This is a genomic window from Streptosporangium sp. DT93 (assembly GCF_049844535.1).
Lineage (GTDB): Bacteria > Actinomycetota > Actinomycetes > Streptosporangiales > Streptosporangiaceae > Streptosporangium.
Genome location: NZ_JBNCLF010000018.1, coordinates 1 through 22,153, shown reverse-complemented (window position 1 = coordinate 22,153; position 22,153 = coordinate 1). Strand labels below are relative to the sequence as shown.

At 72.3% G+C, this 22,153-nt stretch carries 17 protein-coding genes; 11 read left to right on the top strand and 6 right to left on the bottom strand.

Annotation, left to right across the window (positions count from 1 at the left end; genetic code table 11):
- The first annotated feature begins 81 nt into the window (after window positions 1–81).
- Window positions 82–939 (top strand): hypothetical protein, encoded by an 858-nt coding sequence (locus ACLQ2R_RS30970; protein WP_425964605.1) that lies wholly within the window; start codon window positions 82–84, stop codon window positions 937–939.
- A gap of 332 nt (window positions 940–1,271) precedes the next feature.
- Here the strand turns inward: ACLQ2R_RS30970 and ACLQ2R_RS30965 are convergent, their stop codons facing one another.
- Complete coding sequence (locus tag ACLQ2R_RS30965) at window positions 1,272–2,645, bottom strand: hypothetical protein (protein ID WP_425964603.1); 1,374 nt, start codon at window positions 2,643–2,645, stop codon at window positions 1,272–1,274.
- Between the two features lie 511 nt (window positions 2,646–3,156).
- The gene (locus tag ACLQ2R_RS30960; protein ID WP_425964601.1) at window positions 3,157–4,119 is read right to left on the bottom strand and encodes a M55 family metallopeptidase; all 963 of its coding nucleotides are present in this window, start codon (window positions 4,117–4,119) and stop codon (window positions 3,157–3,159) included.
- A 16-nt stretch (window positions 4,120–4,135) separates the two neighbouring features.
- Here ACLQ2R_RS30960 and ACLQ2R_RS30955 point away from each other — a divergent pair, with 16 nt between their 5' ends.
- Window positions 4,136–4,918, top strand: a complete 783-nt coding sequence (locus ACLQ2R_RS30955; RefSeq protein ID WP_425964599.1) for a cellulose binding domain-containing protein — start codon at window positions 4,136–4,138, stop codon at window positions 4,916–4,918.
- Between the two features lie 348 nt (window positions 4,919–5,266).
- A complete protein-coding gene (gene lgt, locus ACLQ2R_RS30950; RefSeq protein WP_425964597.1) occupies window positions 5,267–6,127 on the top strand; it encodes a prolipoprotein diacylglyceryl transferase in 861 nt (286 codons plus the stop codon).
- 237 nt (window positions 6,128–6,364) lie between these two features.
- Here lgt and ACLQ2R_RS30945 read toward each other — a convergent pair whose 3' ends face one another.
- Window positions 6,365–6,985: an L-threonylcarbamoyladenylate synthase gene (locus ACLQ2R_RS30945; RefSeq protein WP_425964595.1), complete on the bottom strand. Its 621-nt coding sequence runs from the start codon at window positions 6,983–6,985 to the stop codon at window positions 6,365–6,367.
- Window positions 6,986–7,168: 183 nt separating this feature from the next.
- Here ACLQ2R_RS30945 and ACLQ2R_RS30940 point away from each other — a divergent pair, with 183 nt between their 5' ends.
- Complete coding sequence (locus tag ACLQ2R_RS30940; protein ID WP_425964593.1) at window positions 7,169–8,008, top strand: MOSC domain-containing protein; 840 nt, start codon at window positions 7,169–7,171, stop codon at window positions 8,006–8,008.
- A gap of 85 nt (window positions 8,009–8,093) precedes the next feature.
- On the opposite strand, the gene ACLQ2R_RS30935 is transcribed toward ACLQ2R_RS30940, so the two are convergent.
- Window positions 8,094–10,103, bottom strand: coding sequence for a cellulase family glycosylhydrolase (locus tag ACLQ2R_RS30935; RefSeq protein WP_425964591.1), 2,010 nt, complete (start codon window positions 10,101–10,103; stop codon window positions 8,094–8,096).
- Window positions 10,104–10,322: 219 nt separating this feature from the next.
- Here ACLQ2R_RS30935 and ACLQ2R_RS30930 point away from each other — a divergent pair, with 219 nt between their 5' ends.
- Entirely contained in the window at window positions 10,323–11,225 is a 903-nt protein-coding gene (locus ACLQ2R_RS30930; protein ID WP_425964589.1) for a MerR family transcriptional regulator, read from the top strand.
- 90 nt (window positions 11,226–11,315) lie between these two features.
- Here the strand turns inward: ACLQ2R_RS30930 and ACLQ2R_RS30925 are convergent, their stop codons facing one another.
- Window positions 11,316–12,086 (bottom strand): pirin family protein, encoded by a 771-nt coding sequence (locus tag ACLQ2R_RS30925; RefSeq protein WP_425964587.1) that lies wholly within the window; start codon window positions 12,084–12,086, stop codon window positions 11,316–11,318.
- 115 nt (window positions 12,087–12,201) lie between these two features.
- Between ACLQ2R_RS30925 and ACLQ2R_RS30920 the strand changes: the two genes are divergently transcribed.
- A complete protein-coding gene (locus ACLQ2R_RS30920; protein ID WP_425964585.1) occupies window positions 12,202–12,669 on the top strand; it encodes a MarR family winged helix-turn-helix transcriptional regulator in 468 nt (155 codons plus the stop codon).
- A gap of 166 nt (window positions 12,670–12,835) precedes the next feature.
- Here ACLQ2R_RS30920 and ACLQ2R_RS30915 read toward each other — a convergent pair whose 3' ends face one another.
- On the bottom strand, window positions 12,836–13,894 hold the full coding sequence (locus tag ACLQ2R_RS30915; RefSeq protein WP_425964583.1) for a hypothetical protein: 1,059 nt from the start codon (window positions 13,892–13,894) through the stop codon (window positions 12,836–12,838).
- 177 nt (window positions 13,895–14,071) lie between these two features.
- On the opposite strand from ACLQ2R_RS30915, the gene grpE reads away from it, so the two are divergent.
- The 5 genes from grpE to ACLQ2R_RS30890 all read left to right on the top strand — a co-directional run.
- Window positions 14,072–14,878, top strand: a complete 807-nt coding sequence (gene grpE, locus ACLQ2R_RS30910; protein ID WP_425964581.1) for a nucleotide exchange factor GrpE — start codon at window positions 14,072–14,074, stop codon at window positions 14,876–14,878.
- Between the two features lie 22 nt (window positions 14,879–14,900).
- Window positions 14,901–16,541 carry an Hsp70 family protein gene (locus tag ACLQ2R_RS30905; protein WP_425964579.1) on the top strand — a complete coding sequence of 547 codons (1,641 nt, stop codon included), beginning with the start codon at window positions 14,901–14,903 and terminating at the stop codon, window positions 16,539–16,541.
- 161 nt (window positions 16,542–16,702) lie between these two features.
- A complete protein-coding gene (locus ACLQ2R_RS30900) occupies window positions 16,703–19,513 on the top strand; it encodes a hypothetical protein (RefSeq protein ID WP_425964577.1) in 2,811 nt (936 codons plus the stop codon).
- Window positions 19,514–19,520: 7 nt separating this feature from the next.
- Entirely contained in the window at window positions 19,521–20,723 is a 1,203-nt protein-coding gene (locus tag ACLQ2R_RS30895; RefSeq protein WP_425964575.1) for a TRAFAC clade GTPase domain-containing protein, read from the top strand.
- 1 nt (window position 20,724) lies between these two features.
- The coding region (locus tag ACLQ2R_RS30890; RefSeq protein ID WP_425964573.1) for a GTPase-associated protein 1-related protein at window positions 20,725–22,153 on the top strand (1,429 nt) is incomplete at its 3' end.

The following is a 22,153-nucleotide window of genomic DNA, read 5'->3' as shown; positions in this document are numbered from 1 at the left end:
ATCGGCACGCCATTGCTTACACCGGCGATACGAGAAAGTCTCGTCGCGATCCGTCGGCTTCCTCCCGGTACCATCGCCCCCTTGCCCCGAGAGCACGACGCGGCCGTTCTTCTTGCCCAGGCCGGTAAACAACCACCGGCGGCCGATCTGGTTGCCTGGGCGCGTCGTGAACACACCGAACGCTGCGTGACATTTGTCCTTCGCACTCAGCTGCGCGGTCTCTACGGCCTGATGGCGGGAGTCCGTCGAGCGCAGGCGTCTGGAGCCGGCAGCCCGGAACAGCACCTCGCCCGACTGAACGCGGCGGCAACAGCCATCGACTGGCTACCGATCCCCGGCGACATCCTGGTGCAGATACGCGACATCCAGTCACGAACTGCACTCCTGCCTCTGGTCACAAAGGTTTGTCGTGGGAGCAGGTACGGTCTGCTGGCCGAGGTGTTGGACCATGCGACGCAACAAGATCCTTTTTCTTGGGTTCTTGAGAACAAGGTTGACGAGGCATGCACCGAGGCGCTTCGTCTGGCGATGGTGTTAATTCTCAGGGCATTGCCTCAAGATCCTGGGCCCAATCTTCGGCAGATGAAGCTCCGCACACCCCGTACTGCCGACGACATGAGGGTCACGCTGGACACTCTCACGTTCGGGGCGGCGGGTCTCCGGGTCACTGCATCCATGGAGATGCGCACCGCCGACCGGTCGGCGTTCAAAGGCATGTGCGATCTATGGGGAGAAGGGTTCGTCAAACTGGTCGATAATTTCGACAACGGATATCTTCCTGCCTCGCGACACCTGCGCGGCACCAGTTCCCGATACAAACACAAACTGCAGATAGAGCAGATATTTTGGCCACCTGTGTTTTCTGAAGCTCGAGCGCTCTCTCTGAGCGGGCCACCGGCTCCACATGGACCTGTCGTCTTCGAAGTACCGCTCAGCTGAGACATCCGAGGCGATCATGCCGGATCAGACGGCCCTCAAAGGCGTGGCAGCCCGTTCGGGAGACCTTCCAACGCATGGCCTACTCTTGCTGCCGATCTCGTCGGCAGGCCTCTACGGCCATGCTTATTCCAACGCCCGCGACGCCTGTGACAGTCGAACCTCTCCGGCCTGAGCCTCCCCGCGAGGAGCCACCGCAACATCTCCGGCGGGTACGTCCCCGGTTCTCCGGGGAAGCTCGGCGCCTGGGGTGTCCTTCCCCAGCTCACGCCCCCAAGAGCGATGGCGCCGGCGGGGATGCCCCGCGGCGCCGCGCACTACGTTCCCGTCACGGGTCAGGCGTCGATGCGGCACCCGTCGGCGGTCCGGCCGTTGTCGCACCGGTTGAGCTGGAGGCTGTCGAGCAGGTAGGCGAAGTTCTGGCCGGACGGGCTGACCACCGACAGCTGCACGGTGGCCGCCCCGGCGGGCGCGACCGCCGACACCGCGTACTCCTGCCAGCTCGACGACAGCGCGTGGGTGGAGCTGTCACTGGTGGAGAGCAGGGCGTTGGAGGAGTTGTACCAGGACAGGCGCAGTTTGACGTTGCCGGAGGTCGCGGTGGTCAGCCGGGCGAAGAACTTGTAGCGCTGCCCGGCCGTCACCGCGGGCCTGCGGGTGACCGACACGAACCCGTCGGCGTAGGACTGGACGTTCATCGTCAGCGAGCGCCGGCCGTCGTAGTAGCGGGCCGAGGTCGCCCCGTCGGGGCCCGGCGGGGTGACCTGCGTCCAGCCGCCCCCGGAGACGGTGAACCCCGAGGGGCTGCCGTAAGGCGCCTGCGACTCGATCGTGCGCTCCTGGGCGGTCAGCAGGTCGTTGCTGTACCCCACGTCACAGCACGTCGGCACGGTGAACCTCGACCAGGCCGCGACGTTGAGCCGGCGCGTGTCGGGATGGTTGGAGGTGTGGAACAGCGCCGAGAGTTCGCTCGGGTCGTAGTAGGTGTTGAACTCCTGGTCGATCTGCCAGTCGTTGTACTGGCTGGTCATGACGTCGTTGACCGCGAGGATGCCCGGCACCTCGCTGACCTTCGCGTGGTCGACGTCGTACAGGTGGATCAGCTCGTGCATCATGGTGCCGCTGTCCCACTCGTCGGAGGTCGCCACGCAGACTCCGCCGCAGTGGGCGGTCGCCGTCCCGTCGAAGTCCTCGAACACCACGTAGGTGCGGTTGGCGTTGTCGTACCCCGCAGCCTCCAGGTCGTCGGCGATGACGTCGGGGCCGGTCTCGCCCGAGACGTCGGCGGCCTCGATCTTCTCGGGCACCACCAGCGCGTGGGCGTACCCGGAGTAGGTGCCGGTGCCGTACCCGGTCCGGCAGCTCAGGTTGATGTGCTGGTCGTAGTCCGTCGACTCGTCGAGCAGCCAGTCCATCCTGTCGACGATCTTGGCGATCCGCTCGACGTAGGCCTCGTAGTTGTTCCCGTTGCCCTCGTGCCAGGCGTAGATCACCTGGACCGCCGGGGTGCCGCCGGTGGCGTTCGCGGGATCCGGCAGCGTCGTGGTGCACCCCCGCCGGGGGACGTTCGCGTCCGCCGGCTGCGCGTAGGGCGCGGCCGGTTCCGTGCTGATGGGGTTGAAGTCGGCGCGTGCGGGACTGACCGTCGCCAGCGCGACGACACCCGCCGCGACCATGGCCACCCCGAAACGGTACAGCTTCGACGACAAAGGAGCTCCTCCTGCAGATGATTCGTACGAGGAGGACGCTAACTATGGAATGCGACGCTTTCTGAAGCTAATTGTTAAATCCCCGATACTTGAATATGAATTGTTAAATCCTTAATACGCCAGGCACCACGCGTTTTACATGGACGAAGAAAGTGCGATTTAGGCATAAAAATGATCTTTGAGAGGTTTCTGCGATAGAGATGAACTCATACTGAAGATTCACCTAAATACCCTTATGGGCGTTTAGGTGGTGATCGTCGGCCTTTGCTTCGTACGCCGGGAAGCAGAAGAGATGGACCCGGCAGATCGTGGGCGTGTCGGGCCGGCATCGGCATCCGTCCGCCGGGAGGTCGAGGCTCTCGCTTCCGCGGTGTTCTCCGTCGATCAACGGCTCATGGGTGCGGGGACGAGGCCCGGCCAGATCGTGAAACGCGCTCCGGCCATGAGCGGCAGGCGGCAGGCACGGCCGGGCTCTCCGGTTCCGGCAAGAAGGTGAGCGAGCACATCCCGCTCACGGTCCGGCCTGTGTGAGCAGGACGATGAGGCGGAGCACGCCATAGGCGGCCGCCATGGTCTCGGCGTCGAACGCGACGGTACGCCCGCTTCTGGTGACGCCGGGAACGAGGACCGCCAGGTCCGCCGGGCGTGGCCGATGCAGGTCGACCTCGACCCGCAGGGGTGAGGAGACCAGGACCGGCGGGTCGGTGGCATGACGTCGTACCGCCTGGGCGGCGCCCCGCCGAAGACGTTCTCGCGCCTCCTGCGGGTGCAGGGTGTCGGCCGCGTACCGGCCCAGACCTCGTTTGACCGGCACGGTGACGGCCCGGGGCACCAGCGCGCCGAACTCCTCACACGCCGCGGCGTCTCCGCTGACCAGCACGACGGGCACGCCGTACGAGCCCGCCGGCAGGGTGTTGATTCCGATCTCACCGTGCGAACGGCCGTTGATGCGGACGCCGAGAACGGCGTCGGCGATGGTGTGGGCGAGCACGGCGCCGCCCGTGCCGGCACGGGCGTGGTACCCCACGAACATCGCCATCTGGACGCCCGTCTGCAGTCCCGCCAGCATGCCCGGTTCGCGGGGCTTGCCACGGATCAGCCGGGCTCGTCGGTCGAGTTCCTCGGGCAGGATGTTGCGGTAGGGGCCGTGGGAGTCGGCCACCAGCACCCCGGCACTCGGAGACGGTCCGCCGGCCGCCGCACGATCACCGGCGGCCCGGCGGTCGGGACGCCTGCCTTTCCGTGAATCTTTCACCCGGGCCCGTCTGCCGCCCCGACCGGGTGGCGGGGGTGGGGGCGGCGTTTCCCGAGGTCTCGAAGCCCCTCCCCGGGCCGCGCACGGACGCCGGGAAGGCGACGGCCGTACGGGCGCCGGCGGTGTCTGTACATCCTCCGGGAACCGTCCGAACCTGAAAGCTCCGTCGTGAACGAACGGCGGCCGACGGGGCGTCTCAACGGGAGGATGATCATTCATGGGACCAGGTAAGGGCTTGCCACGGAACAGGGTGCTGATGTCGGCCGCGGCCACCGCGCTCCTCGCGGCCGGGGCCGTCGTCGGCGGCACGGCCACCGCCGCCGACGCGGCGGCCGGTTGCGCCGTGACCTACACCTCGCACAGTTGGGGTACCTCGTCGGGCGGCTTCACCGCCTTCATCGACATCGCCAACAACGGAGACGCGATCTCGGGCTGGGCGCTCACCTTCACGTTCCCGAGCACCCAGCGGATCAGCAGTGGCTTCAGCGCGCAGTGGAGCCAGAGCGGCCGGCAGATCACCGCCAGAAATCCCGCGTGGAACGGATCGATCGCCTCCGGAGGGACCGTCGGCATCGGCTTCAACGGAACCTGGACCGGCGACAACCCGCCGCCGACGGACTTCGCCCTCAACGGCGTGCCGTGCACGGTCAAACTGGTGCCGAGTCCCACCCCTTCACCCAGCCCCTCGCCCTCCCCCCCGCGGCTGCGGATCCTCCTCTCCCCCTCCAGGATCACGGTGCCCGAGGGCGGCACGGCGAGCGTCCAGGTACGGCTCAGCCAGCAGCCCCCGGGCAACGTCATCGTGGGCACCGCGCGGGTCGCCGGCGACACGAACCTGTCCGCCGGAGCGCCGCTGACCTTCACCCCGGACAACTGGGACGTCCCCCAGTCCCTCACCGTGACGGCGGCCGAGGACGACGACACGGTGAACGGCTCGGCGACGTTCGACTCCCGCAGCAGCCAGATCACCGGCAGCAGCGCCTTCCTGTGGAACGCCGTCGAACAGGACAACGACTAGCGCACCAGCCGCCCGCCCCACCACACCGCGCCCCGCCGCGCGTCCGCTCGACGTGAGGCGTACGGCTCTGATCGGGCCGACCGATCACCTCGGCCCCTGCCGGTGAGGAGACCCGCACCCCACGAAGATCCGCACCGTGCACGGAACGATCTCGGCCGGCCTTCACCGGCGGACCGCGAGAGCCCGGGTCACCCGAGGACCACCCCTGCCTGACGTACGGTCGTGGTCCTCGGGGCGGTGAACGGGATCGCTCGTCGTGTGCCTGACGCCGCCGGGGCGTGAAAGTCCGTGTATTAAGGGGTTTCGACGGGGTGTGTGATCACGGCGGACTGCACTAGATTGCCTGCCATGGCGCTTGCCGGCATTCCCAGCCCCTCCGAAGGGGTCTGGTATCTGGGGCCGTTGCCCATCCGCGGTTACACGCTCTGCATCATGCTCGGGGTCGTGGTGGCCGTCGTCGTCGCCGAGCGACGCTGGCGGAGTCGCGGCGGGGCGCCGGGGACCATGACGGACCTGGCGACGTGGGGGATCCCGTTCGGCCTCGTGGGTGCGCGGCTGTACCACGTCATCACCGACTGGCAGCTGTACTTCGGGCCCGGCGCCCCCCACCGGCCGATCGACGCGATCCTGATCTGGAGCGACTCCGGACCCGGCTGGCGCGGTCTGAGCATCTGGGGCGCCGTCGCCCTGGGCGGGGTGGGCGTGTGGATCGCCTGCCGCCGCCGGGGCATCGCCCTGAGCGCGGTCGCCGACACCGTGGCCCCGGCCGTCGCCATCGGCCAGGCCATCGGCCGCTGGTGCAACTACTTCAACCAGGAACTGTTCGGCGGCCCCACCGACCTGCCCTGGGGGCTGGAGATCGATCCGGGCCGCCCGGGGACCGTGCCGGGCATCGCCACCTACCACCCCACGTTCCTGTACGAGTCCCTGTGGAACGTGGGCCTGGCGCTGGCGCTGATCTGGATCGGCGGCCGCTTCGCGCTGCGGCACGGCCGGCTCTTCGCCCTGTACGTGGCGGGCTACACCGCGGGCCGGTTCTGGATCGAGGGCCTGCGTGTCGACCCGGCCAACGAGATCCTCGGGCTGCGGCTGAACCAGTGGACGTCGATCGCCCTGTTCCTGGGCGCGCTGGCCTACGTCTACCTGACCCGGAACAAACGGGCCGAGGAGTCCCTGGGTGACGAACGGGTTCCCGCCGAGGTGAGGTGACCCCGCGCGGCGGCGTCCCTCGGGCGCGGTGGTCCTGCCGTCGCCGAGGGCTTCCAGCGGCGTCAGGCCGCGGACACGGGTGAGGCGTTTGTCCCCGCCCACGGGGCCTGCCGCCGGCACATGGCGGGAGCCCGCCGGGAGACCTGCGCCGGGCTGCCCGGCGTCGAGGTCGATCTGTCCGAGCCTCGGAACCCGTCGGAGGAACGGCGCCACGTCGCCGTGCCGGAGTGAGGGCGTCTACTCGAAGAGGGACGGGTCCCCGCTGCCGCGGCGGAGGATCTCGGGCTCGTCCTGGGAGAGGTCGACGACCGTCGTCGGGGTGGCGCCGCACTCACCGGAGTCGATGACGGCGTCCACCACGTGGTCGAGCCGCTCCTTGATGTCCCAGCCCTGGGTCGGCGGCTCGTCCTCGCCGGGCAGCAGCAGGGTGCTCGACACCAGCGGCTCGCCCAGCTCGGCCAGCAGCGCCTGCGTGACGACGTGGTCGGGGATCCGGACGCCGACCGTCTTCTTACGGGGGTGCAGCAGCCGGCGCGGCACCTCCTTGGTGGCGGGCAGGATAAACGTGTACCCGCCGGGGGTCGCCGCCTTGACCGAGCGGAACAGCGCGTTGCTCACGTGGACGAACTTGCCGAACTGCGCGAAGTCCCGGCAGACCAGGGTGAAGTGGTGGTCGCTGCCGAGGTCGCGGATCTCCCTGATCCGGTCGATGCCCTCCTTGCTGCCCAGCTGGCAGCCCAGCGCGTAGCCCGAGTCCGTCGGGTACGCGATCAACCCGTCCGCGCGCAGAAGGTCGGCCACCTGGCCGATCAGCCGTGGTTGGGGACTGTCCGGATGCACGTCGAAGTACTTGGCCACACCCCAGAGCTTAGAAGCGAACACCACCGCGCATGACACCGCCCCGCGCGGCCGGGTCCCGGCACCGGCCTCCGGCCGCCGAACCTCACATATTCGTGTCAGATACGGCCGTCGTCTCTGGTGTCCCGTCCGGTGTCCCCCGTAGGGTCGCGGCGTGCGGGTGACACGACGGCGGGAGTGACGATGACGGCGACGATCGGCGAGCTGATCTCGTACCCGATCAAGGGCTGCGCGGGAACGGCGCTGAGCGAGACGCGGGTGACCCGCGCGGGGCTGGCCCACGACCGTTCCTTCATGGTGGTCGACACCGAGGGGGTGTTCCGCAGCCAGCGCCAGGACCCCCGGCTGGCGCTGATCCGTCCGGTCGTCGACGCGGGCGGGGAGAAACTCGCCCTGCACGCCCCCGGATTCGAGGACACGCGCATCACGATCGACGTGGACTCCCCCCGCCGGGAGGTGGAGCTGTTCGGCAGGAGGTACACGGGGATCGACCAGGGCGACGTGGCCGCCGAGTGGCTGTCGTCGGTGCTCGGCTCGCGGAGCCGGCTGGTGCGGGTGCCCCCCGAGCACGACCGGGTCACCGACGGCCGGACGCCCGGAACCTCCGGCTACGCCGACAGCGACGCCGTGCACGTCCTCTCCCGGGCCACGCTGGAGGACCTGAACCGGCGCGTGAGCGGTCCTGCGGTGCCGATGTCCAGGTTCCGGCCGAACATCGTGGTCGACGGATGGGACGAGCCTCACGTGGAGGACCGCGTCCACCGCCTCGTCGCCGGCGAGGTGGAGCTCGGGTACGCCAAGCTCGCGATCCGCTGCGCCGTCACGCTGGTCGACCAGGGCAGCGGCGAGGGGGCCGGTCCCGAGCCGCTCCGGACCCTGGCCACCTATCGCCGTGCGGCGCGGGGCGGCGTGTCGTTCGGCACCAAGTTCGCGGTCCTGCGCACCGGGGGGCTCGCCGTCGGCGACGTGGTGACCGTCCCGGCCTGGTCGGAGTCGCAGCTTCACGAGCCACGTCCCTCCTGACGGTCCGGCCCACGGCTTCACGGTCCTCACCCCGGCCGACGGTCCCGGTCCGGTTCTTCCTGACCACGCCCCGGACGGGGTGTGGTCAGGAGGGGAAGAGCCGGCTCTTCCAGGCCGCCAGTTCGGCGGCGGCGGACGTGAGCTGGGCGGGGGTGACGGCGGGGCCGGTGGCCGCGCCGACGACCAGGGCGGCGTGCACGGTGCCCGGTGCCGCGCCGGACGGCCTCAGCAGCAGGCGGCGGGCGGCCGACGAGCCGGGCTCGGCCGCGATCGCCGCAGGTCCCGAGGCGGGCAGGCCCGCACGGGTGGCCACGTCACCGACCACGACGGTGGTCGCGGCGGTGAAGGACGCCGGCAGGTGCAGCTCGGTCGGGACGCCGGGGGCCGTGGCGGGCTCGCGCCAGACCAGGACGCCGAACCGCCGGTCCTTGACCAGCGCGGCGACGTCCGGCATGGAGGACGGCACGGTCAGCCAGGCACGCTGCTGACCGGCGCCGCCGTAGCCGGACCGGGCCAGGTCCTCGTAGGTGAAGGCCAGCACGTCACCGGCGACCGCGGAGGGGTAGAGGCGGTCCAGCACCGCCCGGTCCAGCCGGGTCGTGGTCAGCGCGCCCGAGGAGTCCGCGGCGACCACGGAGAAGTCCTCGTCGTTCCAGGCGTCGCCCCCGGTCCGCACCTTGGCGGGGTTGCGGTTCATCGGCTCGCGGTGCCGTCCGCTGTAGAGGTCCCACTGCCACTGGGTGGAGGAGAGCACGTCTCCCCCGGTGGCGGCGCCGGTCCACCAGTTCCTTCCCGGGACGCCGGAGTCCATGGCCTGGTACGTGGCCCGGACCATCCACGGGGTGCGGTCGCTGCCGTTGCCCGACAGCCTGTGGCCGAACTCCGAGACGAAGGGCGCGGTGGCCAGCGTGCGGGCCCGGCCGCGGATCTCGTTCATCGCCGCGTCGTACACGCCGTCGGAGGCCGGTGACGGGTCGATCGTCATACGGGCGCCGTCGTAGAAGTGGCTGTTGAAGACGTACCGGGTGCCGAGGGCTCCGACCGTGCTGAGCCCGCCCTCCTCGAAGAAGCCGGTGTTCCAGAAGGCCAGGGGTTCGACGAAGGCGGGCTTGGCGGCCCAGCCGGAGGCGTCCATGGCGGCGCGGAAGCGCTGGTAGAACGGCATCAGGTAGGTCTTCTCCCACTCCAGGCCGCTCTTGCCGTCCAGCCCGCCGTCGAAGGGCTCGTTGAAGGGGTCGAATCCGATGACGGAGGCGAACTCCGCGTCCGTCAGCCGCTGCCTGATGTGGGTCATCGCTGCCGCCGCCTGCCGCAGGAAGGCCTCCTGGACGCCGACCTCGCCCTCGGGCGTGCTGATGCGCCGGTCCCGCCAGAAGTCGTAGGCGGCCCGGCGGACGGCCTCGTTGTTCTGCATGTTCTGCCCCCACAGCAGGCAGATGCCGCACGACTCCCTGGGGTAGTTCCCGCCCCTGATCACCCATTCCGGCGCGCCGTCGCCGGTGTACCAGCTCCCCTGGTTGAACAGGTACGAGGAGTACAGGTCCTGGTGGTAGTCGAGCAGGACGCGGATGCCCCGGGAGGTGAACGCGCGGATCTGCTCGACCGCCCGGTCGAGGTAGGCGCCGTCGACGGTGAAGGGGGACGGTTGCACGCCCTCCCAGCTGATGAGGAAGCGGATCACGTTCGCGCCGGTGAGGTCGCGCATGGCCTGGGCCGAGCGCGCGGCGTCGGCGGTGCTGCGGAACGGCAGCAGCGCGTTCTCGTACAGCTTGGTGCTGCCGGAGACGTTGAACCCGCGCAGCGTGACCTCCCGGCCGTCGCCGTCGCGGAAGACCCAGCTCTGGCGCTTGGCCGCGACGACCAGCGAGGCCGGGGCTGCGGTCACGGCCGTGTCCGTGGCCGGGGTCGTGTCCCTGGTCACGGTCGTGTTCGTGGTCGCGGTCGTGTTCGTGGTCGTGTCCGCGGTCGTCACCGTGTCCGCGGTCGCGGGGGCGTGGGAGTTTCCGCCCACCGGTGTGAACGCCAGGGTGAGAGCCAGGACGGGGACCAGGGCGGGGGCGGCCAGGCGTGCCGCGCGGGACGAGGCTGCTCGCATGTACGGACGGTAGACCGCCTGCCGCGTCCGTGTCCGTACGCGATCCGCTAGAACCGTCCCCCCGTTCTTGTCCGCGACGCGCATCCTCCGCCGAACACGCGTCCCGCCGAGTGCGTGGCCGGGGCCGGAGACCGAGCGGCCCACCGAGGTCACCGAGGTCACCGAGGTCACCGAGGTGCGACTTGACCCTCCGGTCGGAGGAGGGCCGATGCTGGATCCATGTTGAGCATCGGCGAGTTCGCGAACGTGACCGGCCTCGGGGTGAAGGCGCTGCACCACTACGACGAGAAGGGCCTCCTCGTCCCGGCCGAGGTGGACCGCGGGACACGCTACCGGCGCTACTCCGAGGCGCAGGTACGCGCCGGCGCGACCGTCCGGGCCCTCCGCGACGCCGGCGTCCCCCTCCCCCGGATCGCGGACGCCCTCCGCGACGGTGACGCCGAGGGCGTGCTCGCCCGTCACCGCGAGAGCGTCCTGGCGCGGCGGGCCGAGGAGGACGCCGCGCACGCCGCGGCCGGACTGGTCATCAACGCCTACGAGGTCCCCGTGGAGGTGACGGAGAGACGGGCCGGGGCGCAGCCGTACGTCGCGTGGGCCCTGTCCGTCGGTGTCCACGACGATGACGCCGCCGGGAGCGAACGCGCGAACGATCGGTTCAGGGAACTGTTCGCGGCCCTGCGGCGCGACGGGCTGGGCCCGGCCGGGCCGTTCTGGACGACGCTCCGGGAGGGCGGCGACCCCGAGACGGTACGCGTCCTGTGCTGCTGGCCCACGCTGAAGCCGGTGCCGGCGGGCTGGAACGTCAAGGGTGACGGAGGCGATGGGGACGACGGGAGTGGCACCGGCGGCGGGACCGCCGGGAGCACCGTCGGGAGCACCCTCGGGAACGGCGAGGACATCGTCGTCGGGGAGCTGCCCGCGCGCACCGAGCTGGTGGCCTCGTGGCGATCGGCCGACGGCGCTCCCCCTCCGGAGGGCTCCGTGCACCCGGCCGTGATCGGGCTGTTCGAGGCCCTCGCGGACCGTGGCCTCGACCTGCGCGACGCGGAGATCCGCCAGAGCACGGCCGGCCAGGACGAGAGCGACGTCACCGTCGAGGTCGCCGTGACCATCGCGTCCTGATCCGGCGTCATGGCCCGGTGTCCTGTTCCGGTGTCCTCTCCCGCGCCACGGTCATCGGCGCCTGCGGACGACGCCGCGCGTACCGGCGGTTCAGGCGGCGACGGTGGCGTGCATCTCCCACACCAGGATCTCGGCGGCCTCGGTGGCGGTGACCGTCTGGCCGCCGGTGGCGGTGAGGCGTACCGCGTCACCGGTGTCCAGCGCCCCCGCGCCTTCGAGGACGACGGCCCCCCGGGGCACGAACAGGTGCAGGAACGGCGCCTCGGGGAGCCGCACGCTCTGCCCCGCCTCCAGGCGGGCGGCGTACAGCGCGGCGTGGCGGTTGTTGATGCGGATGGCGGCGGCACCGTCGTGCCGGGCCATGCCGGAGGCGACCGGGACCAGCCCGCCGGACAGGAGCTCCCCCTCGATCTCCAGCTGCTCGTACCCGGGGGCGATGCCGGCCTCGTCGGGCATGACCCACATCTGCACGAAGTGCACCGGCTCGTCGTGGACGTCGCCGGCGAGCCGCCAGGAGTCGTTCTTCTCCGAGTGCAGGATGCCGGTGCCGGCGCTCATCCTCTGGGCCAGGCCGGGGTAGATGACGCCGTTGTGGCCCTCGGAGTCCTGGTGGACCAGGGAGCCCCGCAGCACCCAGGTGACGATCTCCATGTCCCGGTGCGGGTGGGTCTCGAAGCCCGCCCCCGGCCGTACGACGTCGTCGTTGTTGACCAGGAGCAGCCCGTGGTGGGTGTTGGCCGGGTCGTAGTGGCGGCCGAAGGAGAACGAGTGCTTGGAGTCCAGCCAGGAGATCTTCGTGGCCGGCCGCTCACCGGCGCGGCGGACGTCGACGCGGGGCACGAGGGACGAGGTGGTGGTCATGTCGGTTCCTCCCGATCAGAAGATGACGTGTCATGCACCTGCCTCCAACATGAATGACGTGTCATTCATTCCCCGGACCCGATGACATGTCATGTAGATCGCGTAGGGTGGGCGCATGACCGTCCCCCGATGGCTGGACGACGACCAGCAGCGCGCCTGGCGCGCCTACCTGCGCATGCAGTCACGGCTCGGCGCCGAGCTGAACCGGCGCCTGCAGGCGGCCTCCGGCCTGTCCCTGGCCGACTACGACGTGCTGGTCCACCTCACCGACGTTCCCGAGGGGCGCCTGCGCCCGTACGAGCTGCAACGCGCGCTGGAGTGGGAGCAGAGCCGCCTGTCGCACCATCTGAGCCGGATGCAGCGCCGGGGCCTGGTCGAGCGCCGGGAGTGCGCCGACGACGGCCGGGGCGCCTTCGTCGTGCTCACCGAGACAGGTCGCCAGGCGATCACCGCCGCCGCCCCCGGTCATGTCCAGGCCGTCAGGGAGCTGTTCTTCGACGCCCTCGGCCCCGGCCAGGTGGACGCCCTGGGAAAGCTGTCGGCCCGGGTCCTGACCCGGCTCGACGCCACCGGCCCGGGATAGGACCGTACCGCCCGGCTCGACGTCACCGCCCCCCGGGCAGGACCGCACGCCCGCCCCTGCCGGACGTCCCCGGACGGCCCGCGTCGCCCGGCTCGACGCCGGCGCCCCCGGGCAGGGCCGGTGCCCCCGGGCAGGGCCGCACGACCGGGGTGACGGTTTCGCGGTCTCACTCCCCGCCGAAGTGGCGGATGACGGCCCCGGCGTCCCTGGGGCTGTTCGTGATGAGATGCAGGTCCCAGTCGCGGCGGGCCCGGTCGTCGAGCTCGGCCTCGACGGCGGCCCACAGCCGGCTCAGGCTCTCGGCCGGGTCCAGGCCGCCACGACCGGCTTCGAAGAGGGGCAGGGCGATCGACCGCAGCGGCGGCCGGAAGTCCCGGCGTTCCTGCCCCGCCAGGCGGAAGACGTTGCCGACCGCACGGGCCATGGCCTCGGTGGAGAACGCGTACTCGGTCCCGTCGGCGCTGGGGACGGCCACCGCCGCGTGGTAGACGCGGCGCACCCCGGACCTGCGGAGGCTGCCCGGGCCGGTCGCGACGACGGTGCCGGGGGCCACGGGCAGGCCGGACCTGCCGTGGGCGCGCATCCACTGGGCGAGTTCGCGCTGGACGACGTCGTCCACGAGCTCGCCCGACTCCGTCCTCTCGGCGCAGGCGCGGCGCAGCGCGGCCGACAGCGACCGGCGGAAGGTCTTGGACGCCTCCAGGTAGACGTTCTCCGAGGAGACGATCACGTCGACCCCGGTGATCATCTCCACCGGCATGAAGTTCAGCGTGACCGGGCCGAGCGGCACGACGGCGGGACCGTCCGGCAGGTGGGCCGGGCGGACCGCCTCGGCCGCCAGGCAGAGCCGCAGGACGGCCTCGGCGATCTCGTCCGCGATGACCTGCTCGTGGTGTTTGCGGAAGCGCTCGGTGCTGACCCCGTAGACGGAGGCGGCCCTCTTGCGGCGCTCGCCGACCGGCCAGTCCCGGGTGCCGGGCACCAGCCCGAACGTGTGCTCCGCCGAGGCGGTGAGGTTGCCGCCTCCCAGCGCGGCGACCGCCCGGCGAAGAAGCTCCTCCACGGCCGCGGGACGGTACGCCTCGGGGGCGGCCGAGGCCGACAGGACGCACAGGGCCGCCGCCGTGTCGAGCGCGGGCAGTGGCGTGTCCCGCAGCCTCGTCAGCCCTCGTTCGCGCAGCGACCTGAGATCCGCGACGAGTTTTTCATGGGCCGGGGGTTGCATGACTCCAGTGTGGGCGGAATATGGCTGCTATCCGGTCGTATTCGGGTCAATGGAGACGTTCTTATGACGATAGAAGGATTCTCCTGTTCAATATGTTACCCATCACACATCGGCTTTCTGCCGGTAACAGGACCGTACTGGCGCGCGGTATTCGGATGACGTCACCGAAGGGGAGCCATGATCGGTGAGGGGCCTCCGCGGGCGGGGGCGGACGAGGACCACGAGGGTGGGCCGCGGGCCGATCCGGCACCGCCTGCCGTTCCCGGATCGACCGACCGGGAGCCGGCCGATCCGGGAGCGATCGGCCAGGAAGCGATCGGCCAGGGAACGACCGGCCAGGAAGCGACCGGTCCGGAGACAGGCGAGGCGGAGACCGGCGACCCGGGAGCCGGGGGCGAGGGAGCCGCCGGCCGGGGAACGGCGGGGCCGGAAGGGGCCGACGCGGTGACGGCCGGGCGGCTGGCGGCCGTCGAGAGCGCGATCTCCGAGTTCAACCGCAGATCGGCGCACCGCGAGACGGTGATCGACCGCCTGCACGAGGAGAACCAGGCGCTGCGCGGCGGCCTGTACCGCACCATCCTGGAGCCGGTCGTCGCCGACCTGATCCGGATGCACGACGCGCTGCTCCGCGAGGTCACCCGCCTGACCGGCCAGGGAGGCGACGAGGACGCGGCCCACGGCAGGCTGCTGGCGAGCTTCGCCGACGACGCGCTGCTGATGCTGGAGCGGTGCGGGCTGGAGGAGTTCACGGCGCGTCCGGGAGAGCCGTTCGACGCGGGCAGGCACACCGCCGTGTCGGTCGTGCCGGTGACGGACGAGGCCCTCGACAACACGGTGGCCGAGGTGGTGTCGATCGGCTTCGTGGAACGGGAGACGGGCCAGGTCCGGCGCCCCGTACGGGCCAGGTTCCACCGCCACCGCCGCGCCGACGGCCGCGACCCCGCGGGCGCACCCGATGAACGCGACCCGACGGACATGACCTGACAGACCAAGGGGATCACCACATATGGCAGCGCAGAACCGGACGTACGGGATCGATCTCGGCACCACCTACTCCTGCATCGCCTACGTCGACGACACCGGCCGGCCGGTCGTCGCGAAGAACGCCATCGGCCAGGAGACCACCCCCTCGGTGGTCTACATGGAGACGGCCGACCACGTCGTGGTCGGGCAGGACGCCAAGAGCTCGGCCAAGCTCTACCCCGACCTGGTGGTCTCGCTGATCAAGCGGCAGATGGGGCAGAAGTGCGACCTGACCTTCCACGGCACCGGGCACACCCCCGAGTCGATCTCCGCGCTCATCCTGAAGGAGGTGGCCCGCTCCGCCGCCGAGCACACCCACGAGGAGGTGCGCGACGTCGTCATCACCGTGCCCGCCTACTTCGGTGTGGCCGAGCGCGAGGCCACCCGCAACGCGGGGGAGATCGCCGGGCTCAACGTGCTCAACCTGATCCCCGAGCCGGTGGCGGCGGCGCTGCACTACGAGACGCTGTCGGCGGCCCCGGGCCGAGGGCCCTCCACGATCCTCGTGTACGACCTGGGCGGCGGCACCTTCGACACCACGGTCATCCGGCTGGAGGGTGACGACGTGCGCGTCGTGTGCACCGACGGGGACCACCGGCTCGGGGGCGCCGACTGGGACGAGCGCGTCGCCGGGCACCTGCTGGACTCCTTCCTGGCCGAGAACCCGGGCTCGTCGGCGGCCGAGAGCGAGGACTTCCTGCAGGAGCTGGCGATCGCCGCCGAGGACATGAAGAAGGGGCTCAGCTCGGCCATGTCGCGGCGCTACAACATGCGCTTCGACGGCGGCACGGCCAGGGTGGAGCTGACGCGCGAGCGGTTCGAGGCCCTCACCGAGGACCTGCTGGCCCGCACGTTCGAGATCACCAGGCGCACCCTGGACGTCGCCGCCGCGCAGGGCGTCGACCGCTTCGACGACGTCCTGCTGGTGGGCGGCTCGGTCCGGATGCCCGCGGTGGCCGAGGGCCTGCGGCAGCGCTTCGGGTTCGACCCCAAGCTGCACGATCCCGACCTGGCGGTGGCCAAGGGCGCGGCCAGGTTCGCGCTGATCGAGGCGGTCAAGGTACGCCTGCCCGGCGAGGCCGACGCCGCGTCGGACGCCGAGGTGGAACGGGCCGTCGAGCAGGCCGCCGACCAGCTCGGGCTGGAGCCGGAGAAGGTACGGATGCTGGCGGGGCGCCGGGTGACGACCGTCGTCCCCCGCGCGTTCGGCGTCAAGGTCGTCGACTTCACCGGCGACGGCAGGGAGGTCTTCTCGGTCAGCCACGTCCTCAAGGCCAACACCGCCCTGCCCGCCGACCCGGTCGCCGAACGGTTCGTGACCGCGTACGAGAACCAGACCGAGATCGGTGTCGAGATCTGGGAGCAGGCCGGATCGGTCGAGTCGGACGACCTGGCCGACAACGCCAGGATCGGCGAGGGGACCATCACCGGCCTCCCCCGGATCCGCAAGGGCTCGCCCATCGACATCAGCTTCGCCATGGACGAGCTCGGCACGCTCACGGTCCATGCCGTCGAGCTGCAGACGCAGAAGGAGCTGCGCATCGAGGTGCGCATCCAGGGCCTCTCGGAGTCGCAGGTCGAGCAGGCCAGGCAGGCGGTCGCCAGGTACGCGGTGTCCCAGTGACCCCGGCGACCGGCCGGCCCCGGCGACCGGCCGGCCCCGACGACCGGCCACACCCGGCAACCGGCCGACCCTGAGGACCGGCCGACCCTGAGAACCCGCTGCACCAGAGAACCCGCTGCACCTGAGGACCGGCTGATCGTGAGAATCGGCGAGGAACATCCGTGCTGGACAAGGACGCCTACCGTCGCGACGTGCTCGACCCGGCTCGCGCCCGGGGCAACACGCCACCGGCCGACCTGCTGGCCCGCTACGCCCTGCGCTCCTCCGGGAGCCTGTCGGGCGAGCCGTTCGAGAGGCACCTGGAAGAGGTCGTCGCGTACTGGCGGACGCTCAGGCAGCAGAAGAGGAGCTACGCCAGGCTCGTCGACGCCCTGCTGGTCGCGCACGGGGACCTGAGGCGGGCGGGCACCCTCACCTGGGACGGCCTGACCGCGGAGACCGCGCGTCAGGTGGCCGACGCCACCGCGAGGGTGACCGCCACGGTCGCCGCGCTCGCCGGGACGAGCACCCTCGTCGGCCGCGCCACGCTCGACCACCTCGTGGCCGAGACCTCCGGCGCCTGCACCGAGGCCGACGTGCGACGCGTCCTGGCCCGTCACGGCATCGGGGTCGTCGAGCGGCCCTGGAGGCTGCCCGACGTGGCGCCCCCGGCCTACCGGACGCTGCGTCCCGCCCTGTCGCTGCTCGGGATGCGGCTGTCGGCCGAGGTCGTGGTCGGCACCGACGCGGTACGCCGCGGGTTCCGGCTGCGCGACGGGTTCCGCCTGACCGCCGCGAGCACACCGTCCGGGAGGACGGAAGGGAAGACGGACGGGGAGAAGGACGGAAGGACGGACGGGAGGCTGACCGGGGAGATGATCGCCGCGGCGGTCCGCGACGCGGCGGGACGGGCCAGGGACGAGCGCAAGACCGCGACCGACGGCGTGCTGGCGACGCTGGCCGAGGCGGCGCGCGAGCCGGGACGGCTGGACACCCTGCTGCTGTGGGAGGTCGTGGAGATCCTGCGGCCCGAGGCCGCCGCCGGGATGCCGCCGAAGGTGCTCGCCGCGCTGGCCACCGGTCTCGGGCTGGCCGAGGAGGAGGCCGGGGAGCTGGCGCTCGCCGTGGCCGCCCGCGACGTCCGCGCGCCCGGTGTGGAGAGCCTGATCCAGGAGGCGCTCCAGGAGGGCAGGCTGCGGGCCGCAGAACGGCTGCTGCCCGGCCTGCCCGCCGGGGCGCCGCCGGAGCTGCGCGCCCGGATCGAGGAGCGGGTACGGCAGGTCGCCGGATGGAGCGAGCAGGCCACCGGGGAGATCGCGGCGGGCCGGCCGGAGGCGGCGGCCGAGCTGCTGGACCGGGCCTGGCGGGTCGCGGCCGACGACGAGGCGATCGGCGACCGGCTGCGCGCGCTTCCGCCTCCCCCGCCCGGCGAGGTGCGTACCGGCGCCGGGGAGGGCCGCGTCACGGTCGCGTGGACGCCGGGACCGGCGCGGGTCGGCCCGGTCCGCCACCGCGTGGTGCGCACGGCCGGGGCGCCCGCGAGGGGGGCCGCCGACGGGGTCGTGATCGGAGAGACCGACTCCAACGAGCTCGTGGACGACGCCCCGCCGCCCGCCGAGGACCTCTACTACTGCGTGTTCGCCGGGCGGACGGAGGGCATCTGGTCCGCGCCCGCCACCGGCCCCCGGGTGACCGTCCTGCCGGAGGTCGCCGCCGTGCGGGTCGTGTCGGCGGAGCGGGAGGTGACCGCGACCTGGCGGCTGCCCCGGGGCGCCGTCGACGTCGTGGTGACCCCCCTCGACGGGCGGGACGGTTCCGCCCTGCGGGCCGGGCGGAGCGGGTTCGCCGACACGGACGTGGTCCCCGGGCGGGCGTACCGCTACCGGGTGCAGGCGGCCTACGAGCGGTCCGACGGCACCCGCAGGCTCTCGCGGGGCGTCGTCGCCGGCGGGTCGCCGGAGTCCCCGCCGCTGGCCGTGCCGGACCTGTCGGTCGAGCACGCCGGTGGCGACCCTCCGGCCGCCAGGATCACCTGGACCCCGCCGTCCGCCGGGCGGGTGGTGATCAGGATCTCGGACGTGCCGCCGCCCTGGCCCGCGGGGACGTCGCTCCCGGAGGAGGACGTGGAGCGGTACGGGCGTCCGGTGCCCGGCGCCGCCGTACCGGGGGCCGACGGCCGGGTGACGCTGAGCACGACGGCGTCCCCGGCGGGAGGCGCCGGGGGCGCGGCGGGCGCGGGGGCCGGCCCGGGAGCCGGCGCGGCGGATCCGGCGCCGGGCGGCGGCTACTTCGTCGCCGTGAGCGTGGGCGCGGGCAGGGCGGTGGTGGGCGCGTCCGCGCGGCTCGTCGTGGTGGACCCGGTACGGGAGCTGACCGCCCACCGGCTGGGCGACACGACGGTGCTGAGCTGGGTCTGGCCGCCCGGCGCGCAGCTCGCGGAGGTCACCTGGGCCCCCGGCGACACCGGCCCGAGCGGCGCGGGCGGCACCGGCGGAAGCGGCGGAAGCGGCGGGGCCGATCCCGGCCGGTGGCCCGGCGCGGTCGTCGTGGAGTGCCGGCGGCGCGGCTACGAGGACAACGGGTTCCGCCTGAGGGTCGGGCCGGGCGCGACGGTGGCGAGCGTGCGCACCGTCGTCGGCCGGCTGCGTTCGCGCCCGGTGACGGCGGCGATCCCCGCGATCGGCCCGGAGGTCCGCTACGAGTTCCGCAAGCCCCGGCTGTCGCGCCGTTCGGCCGTCCTGGTGCTGAGCGCGGACCGGCCCTGCCGGGTGCCGCCGCTGCTCGTCGTGCACCGCGCGGGCGGCGTGATCCCGCTGCGTCCCGAGCAGGGCACGGTGATCCACGAGGTGCCGGCGCACGACCTGGGCCCGGGCGAACCGCTCACGCTGCGGGTCGACGTCCCCTCACCGCCCGGCTCCTGCCGGCTGGCCTGCTTCCCCGCACCCGGCGCCACGGACGACGTGACCCTCGTACGACTCCCCGGAATCTGGTGACCCGACGATGACGTCCCCCCTGTCCACCCTCGTCTGCCCGTACTGCTACCAGCGGTTCCAGCAGCGCAGGATCATGTTCCGCTGCACCTCGCTGCTCGGGCCGAAGGGCACGCGGTGCGCCCCCGCCCGCGACGCGGCGCTGTCGGAGCGGTTCGGGATGAACGAGGCCCTGCCCCCGGTGTTCGCCGGGGGCCCGCCGGTCGGCGGATGGCGCGGCAGCGCCCGCTGCCCCGACTGCGGCGGCGAGTCGACCCAGCGGATCTGCCCGCACTGCCACACCCAGCTGCCCGTGCACTTCGGCAAGGTCACCAGCCGTCTGATCGCGCTGATCGGGGCCAAGAACACCGGCAAGACGGTCTACATGACGGTCCTGCTGCACGAGCTGATGCACTCGGTCGGTCGGCGTTTCGACGCCGCCGTGGTCGGCTCCGACGACCACACGCGCGGCGAGTTCTCCAGGAAGTACGAGGACCTGCTCTACCGGCGCAACATGCTGCCGGGGACCACCAGGCCGGGCCAGGCGGAGCTGCGGCGCCCGCTGGTCTTCAAGGTCACCCTCGACCGGCCCGGGCTGTTCGGCGCGCGGAACCGGCACACGATCACCTCGTTCTTCGACACCGCGGGCGAGGACCTGACCAGCAAGCGGAGCGTGGACCTGAACGTGCGCTACCTGCGCGGCGCGGACGGGATCATCCTCCTGCTCGACCCGCTGCAGATGCGCGGCGCGCGGGCGGCCGCCCGTCCGGGTGTCCGGCTGCCCGGCATGGACGACGGGACGGACAGCCCGGTCAACGTGCTGACCCGGGTGACCGAGGTGCTCTACGAGGCGCACGGCCCGGCCGCCGGGCGGCGGCTCGGCATCCCGGTCGCGGTCGCCCTGTCCAAGATCGACGCGCTGCGGCACGGGTTCGCGCCGGGCAGTCCCCTGCTGCGCGAGCCGCCCGCGACCGAGCCGGTCTTCGACGAGGCCGACAGCCTGGCCGTGCACGACCACGTGCGGGCGCTGCTGCACGAGTGGGACGGCGAGCAGATCGACCAGATCATGCGCAAGAACTACGCGTCCTACCGTTACTTCGGCCTGTCGTCGCTGGGCGACAGCCCCACGGCCGACAACCGGGTGGACCCCCGGGGGATCCACCCCTACCGGGCGGCCGACCCGTTCCTGTGGCTGCTGAGCCGGCTGGACGTCCTGCCGTCGACGAAGGGGTGACATGGATTTCCATCAGCTCTACTACACGTCGTGCCGGACGGGGCTGTCGGGCTACGCCGGCTACCAGTTCAACGCGGTCACGCCGGGGGTGCCGCCGGAGGTCATGGGCGAGGTGGAGGCGCTCGGCTCCTACGAGCCGCCCGGCACGCTCGGCCACTCGCCGACGCCCGAGCAGGTCGCGCGCTGCCCGGTCAACCTGTGCTTCGTCCCCGGGCCCCGGCCGATCGTGGCCAACGTGGCCTTCACCGGGACGGACTACTCCGGCAGGTTCGGCAACTACTTCGCGCACGCGCTCGTGCCCGTACGGGACGGGCCGTGGGAGGGTCCCGCGCCCATCGAGCTGTGGCGGGCGCCCCTGTGGGCGCGGGAGCCGGTGGCCGGCACCGCGCTGCCGCCGGTACGCGGGCCACTGCCTTTGGGGCCGCTGCGGCGGGAGGCGATCGACGACTTCCTGGACCGGGCCGCGGGACGGTCGCTGCTGCCCGCGCTGCTGGCCGCCACCGAGCGGGCCGTGCTCGACCAGGACCGGTCCGTGGTGATCCTCGCCGAGGACGCCGACGAGGTGGCGCGGTGGATCGCCGCGCTGTCCTTCCTGCTGCCGCCGGGGCTGGCCGCCCGGATGTCGTTCGCCACGTACCGGTTCCGGCCGTCCTACAGCCGCCACCACGTCATCGGCACGCTCCCCGGCGCCGAGATCGTCGCCGACGAGCGGTCGTTCCAGGCGTTCTACCTGTTCGACCTCACGGCGGGGACCGCCTCCGAGATCGAGGTGGGGCCGCTGCCGCACCTGCTGGCGGCAGCCGGGACGGTGGCCGCCGGGACGCTGTGGCGCCGGGCGTCCGCGCTGGGCGGGGGTGGCGAGACGCGGCTGGAGGACTGGTACGCCCCGGCCGTGGCGGCGGCCCTGCTGGAGCGGGGCGTGGGGCTCGGGCCCGCGGACCTCGACGTGGTCTGCGCCTGGCTGGGGGAGCACGCGGCGCGCCTGGGCGAGGACACGGTCGGCCGGATCGGCGCCGCCCTCCTCGGCCACGACGCGCTCTCCCCGGCCCACCTGGCCGGGCTCGCCGACGGGGCGGCGGCCGGCGGGAGCGGCGAGCTGCTCGCCCTGGTGGAGGAACGCCTGGTCACCCTCCACCTCGCCCACCTCGACCGGCTCGCCCACCTCGACCGGCTCGCCCGGCTCGCCGGGGTGCCCGCTCCGGAGGCCGGCGCACCCGGGATGCCCGCCCCGGACGCCGGGACACCCGGGGTGCCCGCCCCGGAGGGGACGCTCGCCCCGGAGGCCGTCGCGACCGCCCGGGCGGGCGCGCCGGCGCGCGCGGGCCCCCCGCCGGGGCCGGCCCGCCCCCGCCCCCACGGCGCGCGCCCGGCGCCCCCTCGTCGAGGTGAGCACCGCCCTGATCGAGGGAGCGGCCTCGCTGGTCCTGCGC

Bases quoted from the DNA above. Each gene is read 5' to 3' on its own strand.
- ACLQ2R_RS30925 (WP_425964587.1), bottom strand. From the start codon at position 12,086: ATGACCACCACCTCGTCCCTCGTGCCCCGCGTCGACGTCCGCCGCGCC.
- lgt (WP_425964597.1), top strand. From the start codon at position 5,267: ATGGCGCTTGCCGGCATTCCCAGCCCCTCCGAAGGGGTCTGGTATCTG.
- ACLQ2R_RS30920 (WP_425964585.1), top strand. From the start codon at position 12,202: ATGACCGTCCCCCGATGGCTGGACGACGACCAGCAGCGCGCCTGGCGC.
- ACLQ2R_RS30895 (WP_425964575.1), top strand. From the start codon at position 19,521: ATGACGTCCCCCCTGTCCACCCTCGTCTGCCCGTACTGCTACCAGCGG.
- ACLQ2R_RS30915 (WP_425964583.1), bottom strand. From the start codon at position 13,894: ATGCAACCCCCGGCCCATGAAAAACTCGTCGCGGATCTCAGGTCGCTG.
- ACLQ2R_RS30930 (WP_425964589.1), top strand. From the start codon at position 10,323: ATGTTGAGCATCGGCGAGTTCGCGAACGTGACCGGCCTCGGGGTGAAG.
- ACLQ2R_RS30960 (WP_425964601.1), bottom strand. From the start codon at position 4,119: ATGAATGATCATCCTCCCGTTGAGACGCCCCGTCGGCCGCCGTTCGTT.
- grpE (WP_425964581.1), top strand. From the start codon at position 14,072: ATGATCGGTGAGGGGCCTCCGCGGGCGGGGGCGGACGAGGACCACGAG.
- ACLQ2R_RS30940 (WP_425964593.1), top strand. From the start codon at position 7,169: ATGACGGCGACGATCGGCGAGCTGATCTCGTACCCGATCAAGGGCTGC.
- ACLQ2R_RS30905 (WP_425964579.1), top strand. From the start codon at position 14,901: ATGGCAGCGCAGAACCGGACGTACGGGATCGATCTCGGCACCACCTAC.
- ACLQ2R_RS30935 (WP_425964591.1), bottom strand. From the start codon at position 10,103: ATGCGAGCAGCCTCGTCCCGCGCGGCACGCCTGGCCGCCCCCGCCCTG.